This is a genomic window from Chryseobacterium sp. MFBS3-17 (assembly GCF_020687745.1).
In the GTDB taxonomy this organism is placed as follows: Bacteria; Bacteroidota; Bacteroidia; order Flavobacteriales; family Weeksellaceae; genus Marnyiella.
The window spans coordinates 218447-236568 of sequence record NZ_JAJEWK010000002.1 but is presented as its reverse complement, the minus strand read 5'-3'; the positions used below and the strand labels follow the sequence as shown (position 1 = coordinate 236568).

The following is an 18122-nucleotide window of genomic DNA, read 5'->3' as shown; positions in this document are numbered from 1 at the left end:
AAAAACTAATTTTTCGGAAATTCTGACCGTAAAAAATACACAAACCTTTCAAAATCCGGTAAATATGACCACTTTCAACCCCTTGAAAACAAATAGAACAGTTTTTGAAATTCACTTAGCGAATGATTAAAAGATGAAAACCGGCATTAAGAATCTCACTTTTGAAAAGTTGTTCTGAAGCTGCATAAAAAATAAACCACAACATAAAAATATTATACGATGAATCTGAACCAATATACCGTAAAATCGCAGGAAGCCATTCAGGCCGCACAACAAGTGGCGCTGGAATTTGGCAATCAGAGCATTGAGCCACAACATCTCTTGGAAGGCATCCTTCAGGTAGATGAAAACATCTCGGATTTTCTGATGAAAAAAGCAGAAGCCGAATTATCCCTGGTGCGGGAACGCAACAGAGAAAGCATTGCTAACCTCCCGAAAGTAGAGGGCGGGAATATTTATCTCTCGCAGGCAGCCAATAAAATCCTGCTTGATGCGCCTAATATTGCCAAAAAAATGGGCGACGAATATGTCACCATTGAACACCTCTGGCTGTCTTTGTTTGAGGTAAATTCTGAAGTTTCCAAGATGCTGAAGGATCTGGGCGTCACCAGAAATGCTCTGGAAACAGCCATTAAAGAACTCCGGAAAGGCTCCAGAGCCACCTCCGCAAGTTCGGAAGAAACCTACCAGAGCCTCAATAAGTATGCAAAGAATTTTAACGAACTTGCCGCCGAAGGCAAACTGGATCCGGTGATAGGCCGTGATGAGGAAATCCGAAGAGTATTACAGATCCTCTCGCGAAGAACCAAAAACAACCCCATTCTTATAGGTGAGCCCGGAGTAGGTAAAACCGCCATTGCAGAAGGCATAGCTCACAGAATTATTTCGGGAGATGTACCCGAGAATCTGATGGACAAAACGCTTTTCTCGCTGGACATGGGCGCACTGATTGCCGGAGCCAAATACAAAGGTGAATTTGAAGAACGTCTGAAATCAGTCATCAATGAAGTAACGAAATCAGATGGCCAGATCATCCTCTTCATCGATGAGATTCATACGCTGGTAGGCGCCGGAGGTGGCGAGGGAGCCATGGACGCCGCCAACATCCTGAAACCCGCACTGGCCAGAGGCGAACTGCGTGCAATAGGAGCCACCACACTGAACGAATATCAGAAATATTTTGAAAAAGATAAAGCACTGGAAAGAAGATTCCAGAAAGTGATGGTGGAAGAACCGGATACCGAATCGGCCATCTCTATCCTCCGGGGAATTAAAGATAAATATGAAGCGCACCATAAAGTAAGAATTAAGGACGAGGCCATTATCGCTGCAGTTGAAATGTCTCAGCGCTATATTTCTGACCGTTTCCTGCCGGATAAAGCCATTGACCTCATTGATGAAGCATCTGCCAAACTGAGGATGGAAATCAATTCCAAACCGGAAGAACTGGATGTACTGGACCGAAAACTGATGCAGCTGGAGATTGAACTGGCCGCCATCTCGCGGGAAGGCAATCAGACCAAAATAGATCATTTAAAAGAAGATATTGCCAAAATTTCTGAAGAACGAAATGAAATTAACGCAAAATGGCTGAAGGAAAAGCAAAAATCTGAAGACCTGACCCAGATCAAAAAAGATATGGAGTCCCTAAAGCTTGAAGCAGAGAGAGCCTCACGCGCAGGTGATTATGCAAAAGTAGCTGAAATTCAGTACGGAAAACTTCGCGAAAAAGAGGAAGAACTTTCCAAACTGGAGCTGGAAATGCAAAACCACCAAAACGAACTCATCAAGGAGGAAGTCACTTCCGAAAATATATCCGAAGTTATTGCCAAATGGACAGGCATTCCGGTGACCAAACTGCTGCAGAGTGAAAAAGAAAAACTGCTGCACCTGGAACAGGAACTCCACCACCGTGTAGTAGGCCAGGAAGAAGCCATAGAAGCTGTGGCAGATGCCATTCGCCGGAACAGAGCCGGACTGAATGACGAAAAAAAACCGATCGGAAGTTTTCTCTTCCTGGGAACTACGGGCGTAGGGAAAACCGAGCTGGCGAAAGCACTTGCCGAATTTTTGTTTGATGATGAAAACAATATGACCCGAATTGACATGAGCGAGTATCAGGAGCGTCACAGCGTATCACGCCTCGTGGGTGCGCCTCCGGGATACATTGGTTATGACGAAGGCGGTCAACTTACAGAAGCGGTACGCAGAAGACCCTACTCTGTGGTATTGCTGGACGAAATTGAAAAAGCGCATCCGGATGTCTTCAACACGCTGCTGCAGGTGCTGGATGATGGAAGACTTACCGATAACAAGGGCCGTGTAGTCAATTTTAAAAACACCATTATTATTATGACCTCCAATCTGGGTTCACACCTCATTCAGGAACGGTTTGACGAAGCACCGAGAGATGAAAATGACTCTATTGCATATGAAGTTCTGGAACAAACTAAAACGGACGTTTTCGATTTACTGAAACAAACCCTGAGACCGGAATTTTTGAACAGAATAGATGAGGTAGTCCTGTTCCAGCCGCTTACCAAAAAACAAATCGGCAAAATAGTATCCTACCAGTTACGAGGCTTTAATGAAATGCTGACCAAACGAAACATCATGATGACTGCCACACAAGACGCCGTAGATTACCTGATGAACAAAGGTTATGATCCTGCATTTGGCGCGCGGCCGCTGAAACGGGTGATTCAGCAGGAAGTTCTGAACAGACTCTCCAAAGAAATTCTGGCAGGAACCGTGAATGACGGCGACCGGATTACACTGGATTATTTCTCAGAGAGCGGACTGATTTTCAGACCCACTGAGTAAACAATACCATTCAGCAATATAAAAAACCAGAAACTGTCTCAATACTCAATTAATTGCTTGAGATTTTAATATTTGGGCACCGTTCTCTGATAGGAGTCCGTGAGAAAATCATTAAAAAAGCCGTTTCATTAAGTTATGAGACGGCTTCATTCTGGTAGTCATTTTGCGACTGTTCAGGGAAAGTGCTGTTTTTCTGGAACTTCCAAAAAGAAAACATGCTGCCGTTTTCAATGAAAATGAATCTGGTGATTCCCTTTGGTGTGCCCAAAAAGCACCCTTAAACATAGTTTTATAAAAATTTAACATCTAATTAATATATCTTAACACTTTTTAAGAATATATCGGTACGATATTCGCATTAAATCAATTGAAATTTTTTTTCATCATTTGTGTTTTTTTGAACCTGTCGATTCGTTGGCAGGTTCTTTTGTTATTGGATACAATCCAACCCATGCCCGAAAAAATCCGGCATTCAACAAGTGTAAATGCCATCAAAGTTCATAATGGCACAAAGTCATCCCGCTCTTCTTCCATGGAATCAAAGAAATGAAGAAACCACTCATCAGGTTTTTTTTCGGTTTCAAATCTGACCAGCCTCAGTTTCGGGTAATACCTGATTACCCGGATTCCGGCAGACCTCATATACTTTTTCGCTTCAGAAAACCTGACTTCCTTTTTTAAAATCCCAAAATAAATTTTCATTCTTAAATCTTTACCTGAACAAGACCAGCCCCGATGTCCCGGTACTTCAAATTCTGAACAGGTCTGGCATACTGCTCTAGCAATTGCCAGATTTCCTCTGCGTTCAGGGCCGGAAATTTCTGCATCAGCAATGCCGCTATTCCCGAAACATGAGGAGCAGCCATACTGGTGCCATTCATGAGTTTATAAGGCAGACGTCCGGATTTCCGGGGGAATGCACTGAGTACATCCACGCCGGGTGCACATACATTGACATTGCCGCCATTTGCCGCATTGATCCCGCCATTGGAAAATGAAGCCACCCGCATCTGGCTGTCTATTGCTGCCACCGCCATCACAGAACTGCAATTGGCCGGAGCAGAAACCGGACGCGGTGTACCAGGCCGGCTGCTGTCATTTCCCGCAGCAGCAATGAGGAGGCAATTATTTTCAAGCGCTTTTTTCCCTACCGCTTGAAACAACGGAGAAGGTTTTTCATTAATCTGTACAGGAGAGGCTAGCGACATGGAGATAATGCGGAATTTTTTCTCCAGCGCCCAATCTATAGCATCTATAATGGCAGAGGTGGTTCCTTTGCCTGTATCAGACAATACTTTTGCTATTTTCAGATTGCATTCTGACGCCACGCCATAGCGGTGGCCATTATCCGAACGCACGTTTCCCGCGGCAGTTCCCGCACAGTGCGTTCCATGTCCATACACATCTTTGTCCCAGTTTTCATTGGCTACAAAAGACTTTCCCTCAATTTCCCTTGCTACAAAATCCGGATGCGAAACATCAAATCCGGTGTCCAGAATGCAAACATCCACGCCCTTACCGGTAAGCTGCACCTGATCTATTCCCACCGCTTTTAATCCCCATTCATAATTGGTAAGCGGTTCCTGAGGCAATGGTTTTTTCTGAAGAAATGCTTCCAGTTCGGCAATCTTTTCGCTGAGTTCCTGTGAGGTTTTCTTCAGTTCATCCAGCAAGTTTTGTTGATTTGCAGGAAGAAACGTCCTTTCCTTTTCGTAATAAATGACGGGACTATCTTTGCTCTTCACCGCAGCCTTCAGCTGGTCTGCATCCAGATCATCCGCAACTACAACATCCAGATTTTTGTACAATACACCATTTTGATCATCGATGATATCAAAAGATTTATGGGTGGAGGAGAGGTCTTGGGAAGAGGTAAGACTTACTTTGAACTCCCGTTCAATTTTTCGTAAAGCAGAAGTGTTTTGATTTTCGAGAAGAACCAAATATTTTTCATTTTTCATGGCTTTGGTTATTTAGTGTAATCTGTGGATGATTCTTTCCGTGAGCAGAAAAATATCCTCATCTATTAAAGTAAGGCGCAATTTTTTATAGATTCCGGCAATCGTGGTATTCTGCTCTGCCAGCGTGCGCCAGTACAGTCCGATTTCTTCCACGGTATTCAGAGCGGCAATTTTCTGGTCTGTAAGCACTCCATTCTGATACATGCTGAGAAAAAGACCGGAAATCAATTCGGTACCCTCATCCAGCTTTTGCTGCTCTGCCCGGTAGGCCTCCAGCAACAAACTGTAGAGGGATTCCAGACCGGAGAACGCAAATCCCCAGAACAGTTCCCGCTTTCCGGACTGAATCTTCTCCATTTTTACCGGGTTAAATCCTTTTCTGAGCAGGGAAAGTGTATTCTGCACCTTCAGAACTTCGGATTCAGCAGTGGTGTTTCCGGTTTCATGATAATGATGCAGCAGTGCATCTGTGAGCCGGTTCAGGGCAGAATCAAAATCATAAGAGCGGTCTCTGAAGAGCCGTTGAACTTCATTGAATTCCTTAAGAAACTCCTCTGAAAGCTGAACTTTTCTATGGATTAACTCCTGCATTACTCAAAAGTTATTTCTTCGACCTCATTTCCGTTTTTATCCTGCAATTTTACAATACGTATGCCCTCTTCTTCCATTTCTACATGAAGATTGATGAACAACTTATCTTTATCTTCTGACGAAGTAGTATCAGGATCAATAAAAATATTATTGAGACGCGAGGATACCAGCGAATATTTCCCGGCAATAGTTTCCGAAAGAATTCTGGTCAGTTCATACTTTTCATCGTCGTCTGCTTGGGGACGGAAAATATTAAGATTCAAAGCCTTGATCTGCGGAGCCAGGTCAATTTTCTTTACTACAGAGCCCAGATTTTTCACATACCGCTGGTCATTATTTTCCAGTTTCTTGAAAAGGGTCTGAAACTCTTTGCCAGCGACCTGTTCCTCAGAAATTAAGGCCATGCTGAGATTTTTCTCCTTATTGACTGCCCGGATTTTTTCATTAACCTCAGAAAGGAAAATTAATGGGTTCAATTTAAAATCAAACTTGGATTTCGCATCTATGTCTGCTACCTTCACCGGTATATCCATTTTCACTACGGGCATTGCATATCTGGGCACCTTAAAATATTTCAGATAAGGATGCTCTGCATATTGCCTCGCTACTAAAACCGCATTTTCATCTGCCATTTTCCGTGCCTGGATTATCTCTTTATTGAGATAATCCAGGTAGTCTGACAATTTAATCATTATGAAAAAAATTAGTTAGCCAATAGTCCCAATACTTTTTCCAGGCCTGCCGGCATCTCATCATTGGTTGCCCGCACTTTTACACCGAGAGAGTATTCTTTCTCGATTTTGGTTCCGGTAGAGCTTGTTCTTTTGGTAGATACATCTACTTTGAAATTTACCTTTGCAAACAAGTTGGAAATCCCACTGGATCCGGTACTGAAAGAAGTATCAATACCCAACTGAGTGGTCACATTCTGTGTAAACGTGGATTTCAATTTGACATTAAAGTCAATATCACAACTTTCGATCCGGAAAGAAGGCACATTGAGTAATGCGATGAACGGAACAGAAATTTCAGCATCTGTTTCAATGGTTTTGGGATTATCATCTCCTGCGTCTTCGTCAGGATTAAAATCCGGATTGGGAATATTCTTCTTGTATTTGAATTCTGCCATTCTGAGTTTTTTGGCTCCCGTTGCCTGATCTGTAATCTCAAAGCCTACATTATTAATGAACGCTACGGTAGCTACAGAAGCATTGGTCTGCGCCCTCACACAGGCATCCAGCGGACCACCGATGATTTTGGCAAAATCGATACTTCCCAGCTCAGCAGCAAAATTGGCATCATCTGCATCTGCAGCTTTAAACGCCATCTCACTGGCTTTTATTTGTCCGAACACCATATTCAGCACTGATGAGGACACGCCTGCCAGAGATTTTTCCCATTTTGAATCGTAATTTTCTTTGAAAGAATTCAGAATTTCAAGAATTTCTTTTTTCGGTAATTCTGCGGCTTCAGCGGGAGTAAGGCCGCTTACTTTCTCGTACACAGAAGGAGTAAGAAGACCTTCTATACCGTTTAACAGTTCTACTAATTCAGCTTTTGTCTTTTTAGACTGATCCTTTTCCAGGACTGCTTTTAAAGTTTCCATGATTGATAAGTTTTAATGGTTAAAGTTTTTCATTGCAAACTTATCACAAAAATTATTTCAAACTTTCAGGAAAAACACCTTTTTTAAATCATATTATTTTCTTAAATGGCCAGTCATAACATTTATTCTTTAACAATTTTACAGAAAAACCCGAATTAAAATTCGGGTTTTTTATCTTTTATCACTTTTTGTTAGCCAGACTTTTTAGCTTTAATCATTGCTTCCAGCATATCCCACATCTCGGCCGGAATCTGCTCCAGCATATTAAATTCGCCCGCACCCTGCAGCCATTCGCCACCGTCTATAGTCACGACTTCACCATTCATATAAGCAGAATAATCTGAAACCAGGTAAGCCGCGAGGTTGGCAAGTTCCTGATGCTCTCCCACCCGGCGCAGCGGGACCCTCTTGCGCATATCAAATTTCTCCTGAAGGTCTCCGGGCAGCAGCCGGTCCCATGCACCTTTGGTAGGAAACGGGCCCGGTGCAATGGCATTAAAACGGATTCCGTATTTAGCCCATTCTACCGCCAAAGAACGGGTCATGGCCAGAACGCCTGCTTTGGCACAGGCAGAGGGCACCACATAAGCAGAACCCGTCCACGAATAGGTAGTTACAATATTGAGTACGGTTCCCGCAGATTTTTGCTCAATCCAGTGCTTGCCTATGGAAAGCGTGCAGTTCTTGGTTCCTTTCAGTACGATATCCAGAACCGCATCAAAAGCCGTGTGGGTAAGCCGCTCTGTGGGCGCTATAAAATTGCCGGCAGCATTATTCACAAGGATATCGATTTTCCCGAACCGTTCTAAAGTCGCCTGTTTCATAGCCTCTACCTCGTCCCAGTTCCGGACATCACAACTTACCAGAAACACTTCTCCCCCGGTTTCCTCTTCCAGTTCTCTTGCTGTAGTTTTCAGTTTTTCCAGATTGCGGGAGGTGATGACCACTTTGGCACCCAGTTCCAGGAAATATTTCGTCATGGCCTTGCCCAATCCACTACCACCGCCTGTTACCACAGCTACTTTATCCTTTAGCGCTCCATCGCGAAGCATCGGTTCTGTATATTTCATATGATTGATTTTAAGGTAAATTTAGGGAAATTTATGGTGAAACGTTTTGGTTTTAATATTCATTAAATAACAAACGAAACCCGCTGCCTGAACCCGCTGCTCATTAAACAAAAAAACTGCCCGAAACGGACAGTTTTTATCATCATCAAAAATTGATTTAGTAACCGAAAAGTTCTTCCAGAGAAATTTTGTTAACTTCTCCTATTTTCTTCACATCGTCCATTTTAACATTCTTTTCTGATGCTACAAGTGCATACGTGTAGGGTTTCCCGGAAATATTAGTGGTGTGAAATTTATGGAGATCCGTCATCGTAATCTTATCCACATTGGTATAAAGCTGTTTTCTGATATCGTCTTTCAGTCCAAGCTGCTGCAGAGCAAGATACCTGAAAATAATATCATCCTGAGTAATTCTCTCCGTCTGTATATCTTTCTTCACAGATGTTTTGGCAAGCTCCAGATTTACCGGCAACTGTGGCATGGTGGTAAGCAGTTCATTCATGGCACCCACAGCATCGTTAAATTTGTCTGCCTGACTGCCCACATAACTCATCATATAATAGCGGTCATCTTTTTTGGACGGCTGCACATAATACCCATAAGTACTGTATGCCAGTGCTTTACTCTCGCGTATGGTCTGGAATACCACAGAGCCCATTCCGCCTCCAAAATAATTATTAAATACCGTGACCACCGGAGTGTTTGCAGCATTATACGCATCATTATTTCTGATCCACCGGGTCTCTGCCTGTACCATATCATAATCTGTGAACAGCACCTGATTCCTGGTCTGAGCAATCTGCTTGAACTGTTTGGCAGGCGTAGCCACAGCGAATCTGGCAGGAACTTTATGTAGTTTTGAAAGATTCGACGTAAAAGTTTTCAGCGGCTGAGGACCATAATAAATAATGGTTTGTTCGTAATTGTTAAGATTTTTGATCAAATCCGTGAGCTCCTTTGCGGAAACCGACCGCAACTCTGCATCTGAGAAGGTATGATTGAATTTATTCTTCGGGCCGTACATAGCGTAACTGGTAAGTCCTTGCAGGATGGCACCTTTATTAGACTTGGCATCCGTTCTGGATTTTGCAATTCTGGCTTTCAGTGCTGCCAGTGCGTTTTCATCGGGTTGCGCATTAACCACCAGCTCTTCATACAGACGAACCGCCTGATCAAAATTCTCCTGAAGCCCTTCTATAGTTACCGTAGTATATTCTTCTCCGGTGGAAACTCTGAAACTGGAGGCAATTTTATAAAATTCCTTGGAAATATCTTCTGAAGATTTCTTGTCGGTCCCCAGAAACTGCAGATACTGGGATGCCAGACTTTGCTTCAGGTCATTCAGCGATCCGATTTTATACCGGTAACGCAATCTGTACAACTGATTCTCTGTATTGGGAACATAAAGCACTTCTGCATTGCCGATTTTTGATTTCTGAATATCCTTGTCAAAATTTAAAAATACAGGTTCCGAAGGAATATTAGGCATTTCATTCACCATTTTCACAAATGCAGACTGTTTGTCAGGATTCGTTTCCACTGGTGTGATGGACGGTTTCTCAATCTTCTGAACATCCTTATTTTCTCCCTTTCTTTTGAAGACGGCCACATAATTATTACCAAAATATTTATTGGCAAAAGCCACCACATCTGCCTTGCTGATTTTTGATATATCATCTACATAAGCTACCTGATCTTTCCAGTCCAGCTCAGCATTGAAAGCACCCTGCAGAAGCGATGCCCTGTCGCCGTACTTTTCTGTGCTTTGAATTCTTTCTTTTTTGATATTGTTTACAATAGAGGGAATTAAATCCTCATCAAAATTTCCTTTCTTAAGGTTATCCAGTTCTGCCAGAACCAATGTCCGCACCTCATCCAGCGTTTGCCCGGAAGTAGGCGCTGCAGAAAGGTACAAAATACCATGATCCTGCAAAGTATAGGTAAAAGCGCTGGCCCGGAGTAATTTCTGCTTTTTCACCAGATTCAGGTCCAGCAAACCTGCTTTTCCGTTGGTTAAGATAGAACCTACCAGATCTGCCAGCAACACATCTTTATCTTTGTTGCCCGGCAATCTGAAACCGATGGTAAGACTTTCTGCATCAGGACCCACAATTTCTTTTACAACAGGGGCTGTAATGGGTTTCTCCGGCTGAAATGTATATTTTGGCACTGGTTTATTTTGCATATAAGAGAACGCACTGTCTACTTTTGCAATGACCTCATCGGGATTGAAATCTCCAGAAAGAATGACGCCCATATTATTAGGCACATAATAGGTCTCGAAATACTTCCGGATTTCTACCAGCGACGGATTCTTCAGGTGTTCTACGGTACCAATTGTGGTTTGTCTTCCGTAGTTGTGATTTTCGAAAAGCGTTCCGAAAAGTGTTTCAAAAACTTTACGGCCGTCACTGTCCAGCGATCTGTTCTTTTCTTCGTAAACCGCTTCCAGTTCAGTATGAAAGATCCGCAGAACGGGATTCCGGAACCGCTCTGCCTGTACGGTCAGATATTTATCCAGTGAGCTGGATGGCACATCATCTGTATACACGGTTTCTTCAAAACTGGTCCACGCATTTGTACCCTGAGCACCCATGGCTGTCATCATCTTGTCATATTCATTGGCAATCGCATATTTGGCAGCTACTCCGGAAACAGAATCAATCTTCGTGTAGATATCTTTTCTTTTGGTTTCGTCTTTTTCTTTGTTATACTGCTCATACAATGCATCAATCTTGTCCAGCTCGGCTTTTTCTCTGGCCCAGTCCAGCGAGCCGTATTTATCTGTACCCTTGAAGAGCATATGCTCCAGATAGTGAGCCAGTCCGGTGTTGGTAGCCGGGTCGGTCTTACTTCCCGCTTTGGTCGCAATATATGCCTGAACCCGTGGGTCTTTCTTTGTGGGACTCAGAATTACGGTTAAGCCATTCTTGAGGGTATAAAAGCGGGCCTGTGTAGGATCATTGGTCACATAGCGGTAGGTATAGCCCCCACTCTGCGCTTCCTTCCACTGGTAATCCTGTGCCTGCGCCGTAAATAACATACCCGCAGCCATCAGCATCAGAAATTTCTTTTTTAACATAGTATTTATTCTTGAAATTAATTTATTGCATATAGGACGTGAAAGTTATGAAAAAGTTTCACTCTCTTCGTTATTTTTAGTATTTGAATTCAGAAAGGGCATCAGTTCTAACGGTCAAACAACAATCTTTCGCCCGCGCGCTGGTCCGAAACTACCCCATTTTCATAAGCAGGATACCCGTTCACAAAAGTGTGGGTAACACGTGCGCTGAATGTGGTTCCCTCCAGAGGAGACCAGCCGCATTTATATAAAATATTGTCCTTTTTAACGGTCCACGGACTGTCCAGATCTACCAGCACCAAATCTGCTTTGTACCCCTGGCGAATAAATCCTCTTTTTTCGATATTGAAAATTATGGCCGGATTATGACACATTTTTGTTACAATTTTCTCCAGAGAAATCCGCCGCTTTGCATGCATCTCCAGCATGGCAGGCAAGGAATGCTGTACCAGCGGTGCTCCGGAAGGACATTTGGTATAGACCTGATTTTTTTCCTCCAATGTGTGTGGGGCATGATCGGTAGCTATCACATCAATTCTCCCGTCTTGCAAGGCTTTCCACAGCGCTTCTTTATCTTCAAAGGTTTTCACGGCCGGGTTCCATTTAATGAGCGTTCCTTTGGTTTCATAATCTTCATCTGTAAACCAGAGATGATGCACACAGACCTCCGCGGTAATTTTCTTTTCTTCCAGAGGGATATCATTGCGGAAAAGTTCGGTTTCCCGGGCGGTGGAAAGATGGTAAATATGCAGCCGGGCACCTGTTTTCTTTGCCAGTTCCACTGCTTTGGACGATGAAATATAACATGCTTCAGCACTCCGGATCAGATGATGGTACCGAACCGGGATATCCTCTCCAAATTCAGACAGATACTTTTCTGTATTTCTGCGGATGGTGGCTTCATCTTCGCAATGCACACAGATGGGCATCTTTACCTTTGAAAAAATTTCCTCCAGCGTCTCCGGGTCATCTACCAGCATATTTCCGGTAGACGAGCCCAGGAAAAGTTTGATGGCGGCCACGTTTCGCGGATTTGTTTTCAGCACTTCTTCCAGATTGTCATTGGTTCCGCCCATCGAAAATGAATAATTGGCAAATGAACGGCCTTCTGCCAGCGTATACTTCTGCTCCAGCAGTCCCTGCGTCACCGCATTAGGCACCGTATTGGGCTGCTCTATATAACTGGTGACTCCGCCGGCTACCGCAGCACGGGATTCACTTTCTATATCCCCTTTATGCGTCAGTCCGGGTTCGCGAAAATGCACCTGGTCATCAATCACACCCGGCATCAGAAACTTCCCGGAGGCATCAATTACACGATCTGCACCGGAATCGCTGATATGGGTGTCAATCCGGGCAATCAAATCATTTTCTATAAGTAAATCACTTTCAACCAACTTATTTTCATTGATGATGGTGGCGTTTTTGATAAGAATTTTCATTTTGAGAACAGATTTTTACAAATTTAGCTTTTCAAGAGCACCCGGAGAAATCTGAAAGCAGATATCTGAACCCCACATCAAAAAATTATTACCTTTACCAAAAATTTTCACGCGTTGAAGAAGTTAATCAGTGAAACCATTATTTACGGTATTGGTGCCATTCTGCCCAGAATTATAATTTTCTTGCTGAATCCACTATATATCAAATTCATTGACAAGGATGAATTTGCACAATTCACGAACCTTTATGCCATTGTTTCCTTCATCAATATTCTGCTTACGTTCGGGTTTGAAACGGCTTATTTCCGGTTTTCTTCAGAAAAGAACAACGAAAGGAAAACATTCAACACTTCTTTCTGGTTCCTGTTTGGTCTGGCTTCCCTATTTTTGATATCTGTTCTTGCTTTTACGGGATCCGTATCCAGTTTTCTGGGTTATGAAAAAACCCCTGAATTCATCCGCTGGTTTGCCTGGATTGCCTTTCTGGATACACTCTGCGTCATTCCGCTGGCCTGGCTCAGGTTTCACAACAAACCCATTAAATACTCCGCAATCAGAGTCGTGCAATCCCTCCTGCAAACAGTTCTTGTGGTTTCATTATTCCTATACATTCCCGGACACATTTCAGAAAGTCTGGGCATGAATCAAAAAGTTTCCTATACATTCTGGAGCAATCTGATGGGTAGTCTGGCAGGTGTACTCATGTTGCTTCCGGTAATCCTGAAAGTCAGATTTCAGTTTGTAAAATCCTTATTCCGCCGAATGATCCACTATTCGTGGCCGGTCATGATTGCAGGTTTTGCATTTATGATCAATGAAAATTTCGACAAAGCCGTGCAGGTGCATCTCATTCCGGATGGCGATGCTGGTGCATACGGCGGCTGCTATAAGCTGGCCGTGCTTATGACGTTGTTTGTAACCGCGTACAGAATGGGGATAGAACCGTATTTCTTTAAGCAAATGAATCAGGATAACGCCAGATTTACCTATGCTCAAGTCACCGAATATTTCACGCTTTTTGCTTCGGTAGTTGCCATGGGCATTATTGCCAATATCTCATGGCTAAAATTGATTTTTATTCCCGATCAGGACTACTGGACCGCCATAGACATTATTCCGGTCATCGTTATGGCCAACTTGTTTTTCGGCATTTATTACAACCTTTCCACCTGGTATAAAGTCACAGACCGCACCGGGATGGGCACTATCATTTCCTGGGCCGGCGCCATCATTACAATTATACTGAACATCGTATTACTGCCTTTATATGGATTTATGGTTTCAGCATGGGCCACCCTTGCGGCTTATGCCAGCATGATGATTCTCTCCTATATTTTGGGTCAGAAGTATTTTCCCATACCGTATAAAGTGGGAAAACTGGCAGGAATCTTACTTGTTCTGGCCATATTTTCAGTAATTTCTTATCAATTATTTAATGCAGATATTTGGATTGGAAATTTATTATTTATCATTTTTGCAGTCATTGTCTTTTTTAGCAGTGACCAAAAAAACCTATTAATCAAGATTAAAAAATGAACGTAAAAATCATCAATACCTCTTCCCACGAGCTTCCCAAATACCAGACCCCCTGTGCGGCGGGAATGGACATCTGTGCCCATCTGCAAGTGCCCGTTCTGCTGAAGCCCCTGCAGAGAAAACTCATCCCCACAGGTCTTTTTATGGAAATCCCCGAAGGTTATGAAGCCCAGATTCGGCCGCGGAGTGGCCTGGCTCTGAAAAACGGCATCACCGTACTGAACACTCCCGGAACCATTGATGCAGATTACCGGGGTGAAGTTGGAGTTATTTTAGTAAATTTGTCAGATTCTGACTTTCAGATTGAAGACGGAGACCGCATTGCGCAGATGGTCATCGCCAGGCATGAATGCGCAGAATGGACCGTAGTGGAAACACTAAGCTCATCTGACCGTGGAGCGGGTGGCTTCGGCAGTACTTCAAAATAAAAAACACAAAAAAATAAACAAGAACTTATGAAAATCATTGTGCCTATGGCGGGCAGAGGATCCCGTCTCAGACCGCATACTTTAACAGTACCTAAACCCCTGATTCCGATAGGCGGAAAACCTATTGTGCAGCGCCTCGTAGAAGACATTGCCAAAGTAGCCGGGGAAAAAATAGATGAAATCGCCTTCATCATCGGCGATTTCGGAGCAGAAGTAGAGGAATCACTGCTTGAAATAGCATCCAAACTGGGTGCTAAAGGCAGTATTTATACCCAGGATCAGCCGCTGGGAACCGCTCATGCCATCAAGTGTGCAGAGGCTTCTATGCAGGGCGATGTGGTGGTGGCATTTGCCGACACCTTATTCCGCGCAGATTTCAATCTGGACAAGAATTCAGACGGGGTCATCTGGGTGAAAAAAGTGGAAGATCCCTCTGCCTTCGGGGTGGTAAAACTGGACGACTACGGCTTTATCACTGATTTCGTGGAAAAACCTAAAGAATTTGTATCAGATCTGGCCATCATCGGTATTTATTACTTTAAATCTGCCGAAAAACTGATGGACGAAATTAACCACATTATTTCAAACGACATCAAATTCGGAGGCGAATATCAGCTGACCACTGCACTGGAAAACCTGAGAAAGAAAGATGCAAAATTCACACTGGGCAAAGTAGATGACTGGATGGATTGCGGAAATAAAAATGCCACCGTGGAAACCAACGGCAAAATTCTTCAATACGAAAGTGAGGAATTTGCACATTTTCCCTCCACAGCTGTGATAGAAAACAGCCTCATCATCCCGCCATGCTTCATCGGCGAGAATGTACGCGTGATCAACTCTAAAGTTGGTCCTTATGTAAGCATCGGCAATGGAACCAAAATCCAGAACTCTAATATAGACAACTCACTGATTCAGGAGAACACGACCATTAATCATGGCAACCTCAGCAATTCTATGATCGGAAATTCTGCTGAATACCACGGCGTTTCCAGAGAAATTTCGCTGGGAGACTTCTCCGTCCTGGATTTTTTGTCTAAAGATTAAAACACCTTTACAACGCAGTACTCAGACCACACAAAATCTTTTGTGTGGTTTGGCGTTAATATTGCAAACTTTCATGATAAAATTTAGCTAATTTTACCCAGATGAAAAAACTGATCATATTAATGCTGACCGCTTTGTTGCTGTACTCCTGCAAAGCCAGGAAAACAGTTGATGGCGGCAATGAGGCGGCAACCACAGAGGAGAATCCCCGAGATATGAGCAAACGCGTCCCGGCAGATCTCACGTTTTATCAGCATGTGCTTCAGAACCCGGAGTTTGACCAGTTGAAAATCAGCAGCAAAATCAGTATGGAATCTGCCACCACTTACCTGCCCACGCTGGATGCTACCATTTATATCCAGAATAATGAAAAGGTCTGGATGAACCTGAGTGCTTTTTTCATTAATGTAGCCCGGGGAATTGCGACACCGGATGGCGTGAAAGCCTATAACCGGAATGACAAGACCTATATTGATTCAGATTTTGAATATCTGAACAATCTGCTGAACACGAATTTTCTGAATTACCATACTTTACAGCGGCTGTTAATCGGCCGAACCTTTGTCAAAATCAACAGCAGAGAGTTCATGCTCACCAAAAATTCAAAGGGATACACGATGGCTTCCACGGTGAATCAGTCTGTAGAAACTGAGGAAGGTGAAGTGCGTGAATATCAGGTTGAAATCCGCTATGCGTCCAATTTTGATTTGAACAGTGTGCACCTTACCGATGTGGATTCCGGAGACGAATTGCAGGTTATTTATAACGATTGGGAAGAATTCCGCAATTACCGATTGCCAAAAAATGTTAAATTAATTATAAAAGGGGCGAAATCCAGTCAGATATTGCTTGAAAACACGAAATTTGACGATTCTAAAATGCAAACCCCGTTTTCGGTACCCGGAAACTATAAGAAAATAGAGATCTAATGAATAAAAATATTTTTTTAATCGTCGCAGTACTCATCTTCGGCATTTCATTCGGTCAGAAAAAGGAGCAGCTTCAGAAGCAGAACGAAGCGCTCAAGAAACAAATTGCCGATATCAATTCACAATTGGCCAAAACCAGAAGCGAGTCCAAATTATCACTGGCGTATCTGGAAGGTGTGAATAAAAAAATACAACTCAGAGAAAAGGTTTATCAAAATACCCAAAAGGAAAAGCGTTTTATAGAAGACGATATCTATCTGCGCCAGTTGGAAATTAACCGTCAGAACCGTGAACTGGCAGTACTCAGACAGAATTATGCAAAGGTTCTGGTGAATGCCTACAAAAACCGTGACCTTAAAAACAAAGTGACCTTCATCCTTTCTTCCAAAAACGTGGGAGAAGCCATCAGAAGGGTGCAATACCTGCGTTTCTATTCTGATTATCAGGAAAAACAATCGCAGAAAATTGCTACCGCTGCAGATGTACTGAAGAGATCGATTGCGGAGCGGGAAAAATCCGTAGAACAAAAGAACATTTTGCTTTCTAACCAGCAAAAAGAAATTACCACGATTTCTGCAGAGAAACAGCAAAAAGAAAAACTGGTTCAGGAATTCAAAAAAAATGAGTCCAACCTTACTGCAGAACTGAAGCAAAAACAAACCCAGAGCAAGAATCTGGAAGGGCAGATCCGTGCGATTATTGCCGAAGAAATCAAGATTGCTAAAGCGAAGGAAGAAGCAGAAAAGAAAGCAGAAGCCGAGAAAATCCGCCTGGCCAAAATAGCTGCCGAGAAAGAAAAAGCAAAAATTGAGGCAGAGAATAAGGCTAAACTGGAAGCTTTGGCTTTAGAAAAAAAGAAAGCAGATGACGAGGCCAGAAGGCTGAAAGAAATTGCAGACAAAAAAGCCGCTGAAGAGGCAGATAAAGCCCGGATTGCCGCAGCCGCAGATGCCAAAAAACGGGAAGATGCCAACAAGGCTGCCGAGGCAGAAAAGGCAGAAGCCCGCAGAATAGCCGCAGCCAATGATGCAGCCAAAGCCGCTGCCGCTGCAAAAGCTGCAGCCGATAAAGCTGCGGACGCCAAAGCCGCAGAAGCGGCACTTGCCAAAAAGAATGAAGACGCCAAAAAAGCCGCAGAATCGAAAGCGATGACTAATTATGGGGTTTCTACCAGTGCTTCAGGAAGTTTCGCAGAAAACCGAGGCAGAATGTCCATGCCTGCATATGGCACCATTACACACCGGTTCGGGAGACAGCAGCACCCGGTGTTTAAAAATATCGTAGAGGAAAATAACGGAATTAAAATTGCCGTAGCCAAAGGAAGTACGGCCAAAGCCATTTACCCCGGAGTGGTATCCAAGGTAATGGCCGCGGGAGACGGAACCAGAACCGTGATTGTGAAACATGGAAATTATTTCTCCATCTATTCCAATCTCAGCTCTGTGGCTGTTTCACAAAACCAGCAGATTTCGGCCGGAACTAATATCGGAACAATTGGAGAAGATTTTGACGGCTCCTATACACTGGATTTTCAAATCTGGAACGGGACCACACCGGTAGATCCGCTGGGCTGGGTCAAATAAAATAGATTAACATTTATAATTAAA

The 18122-nt window shown here is 43.4% G+C and carries 14 protein-coding genes; 6 read left to right on the top strand and 8 right to left on the bottom strand.

The genetic code is table 11. The annotated features are described in order from the left end of the window. Positions 1-219 precede the first annotated feature (219 nt). The gene (clpB, locus tag LKO26_RS01255) at positions 220-2823 is read left to right on the top strand and encodes an ATP-dependent chaperone ClpB (protein WP_227585981.1); all 2604 of its coding nucleotides are present in this window, start codon (positions 220-222) and stop codon (positions 2821-2823) included. A 498-nt stretch (positions 2824-3321) separates the two neighbouring features. Here the strand turns inward: clpB and LKO26_RS01250 are convergent, their stop codons facing one another. The 8 genes from LKO26_RS01250 to LKO26_RS01215 all read right to left on the bottom strand — a co-directional run bounded on the left by LKO26_RS01250 (position 3322) and on the right by LKO26_RS01215 (position 12575). Further along, complete coding sequence (locus LKO26_RS01250; protein ID WP_227585980.1) at positions 3322-3525, bottom strand: hypothetical protein; 204 nt, start codon at positions 3523-3525, stop codon at positions 3322-3324. A 2-nt stretch (positions 3526-3527) separates the two neighbouring features. Further along, entirely contained in the window at positions 3528-4784 is a 1257-nt protein-coding gene (locus LKO26_RS01245; protein WP_227585979.1) for a S8 family peptidase, read from the bottom strand. A gap of 12 nt (positions 4785-4796) precedes the next feature. Continuing rightward, positions 4797-5375: a hypothetical protein gene (locus tag LKO26_RS01240; RefSeq protein WP_227585978.1), complete on the bottom strand. Its 579-nt coding sequence runs from the start codon at positions 5373-5375 to the stop codon at positions 4797-4799. Next, entirely contained in the window at positions 5375-6067 is a 693-nt protein-coding gene (locus LKO26_RS01235; RefSeq protein ID WP_227585977.1) for a hypothetical protein, read from the bottom strand. Before LKO26_RS01235 ends, LKO26_RS01240 begins: the two co-directional genes overlap by 1 nt. Before the next feature lie 11 nt (positions 6068-6078). Then, positions 6079-6981, bottom strand: coding sequence for a DUF2589 domain-containing protein (locus tag LKO26_RS01230; protein WP_227585976.1), 903 nt, complete (start codon positions 6979-6981; stop codon positions 6079-6081). A gap of 191 nt (positions 6982-7172) precedes the next feature. Next, entirely contained in the window at positions 7173-8051 is an 879-nt protein-coding gene (locus LKO26_RS01225; RefSeq protein ID WP_227585975.1) for an SDR family oxidoreductase, read from the bottom strand. A gap of 157 nt (positions 8052-8208) precedes the next feature. Next, positions 8209-11133: a M16 family metallopeptidase gene (locus LKO26_RS01220; RefSeq protein WP_227585974.1), complete on the bottom strand. Its 2925-nt coding sequence runs from the start codon at positions 11131-11133 to the stop codon at positions 8209-8211. 107 nt (positions 11134-11240) lie between these two features. After that, on the bottom strand, positions 11241-12575 hold the full coding sequence (locus LKO26_RS01215; RefSeq protein ID WP_227585973.1) for a dihydroorotase: 1335 nt from the start codon (positions 12573-12575) through the stop codon (positions 11241-11243). A 114-nt stretch (positions 12576-12689) separates the two neighbouring features. Between LKO26_RS01215 and LKO26_RS01210 the strand changes: the two genes are divergently transcribed. From LKO26_RS01210 to LKO26_RS01190, 5 genes are all read left to right on the top strand, one after another. Then, positions 12690-14111, top strand: coding sequence for a lipopolysaccharide biosynthesis protein (locus tag LKO26_RS01210; RefSeq protein ID WP_227585972.1), 1422 nt, complete (start codon positions 12690-12692; stop codon positions 14109-14111). Continuing rightward, entirely contained in the window at positions 14108-14539 is a 432-nt protein-coding gene (gene dut / locus LKO26_RS01205) for a dUTP diphosphatase (RefSeq protein ID WP_227585971.1), read from the top strand. Before LKO26_RS01210 ends, dut begins: the two co-directional genes overlap by 4 nt. Before the next feature lie 27 nt (positions 14540-14566). Next, positions 14567-15586, top strand: coding sequence for a sugar phosphate nucleotidyltransferase (locus LKO26_RS01200; protein WP_227585970.1), 1020 nt, complete (start codon positions 14567-14569; stop codon positions 15584-15586). A gap of 101 nt (positions 15587-15687) precedes the next feature. Further along, positions 15688-16515, top strand: coding sequence for a DUF4292 domain-containing protein (locus LKO26_RS01195; protein ID WP_227585969.1), 828 nt, complete (start codon positions 15688-15690; stop codon positions 16513-16515). Beyond that, positions 16515-18098 carry a murein hydrolase activator EnvC family protein gene (locus tag LKO26_RS01190; RefSeq protein WP_227585968.1) on the top strand — a complete coding sequence of 528 codons (1584 nt, stop codon included), beginning with the start codon at positions 16515-16517 and terminating at the stop codon, positions 18096-18098. Before LKO26_RS01195 ends, LKO26_RS01190 begins: the two co-directional genes overlap by 1 nt. Positions 18099-18122 lie beyond the last annotated feature (24 nt).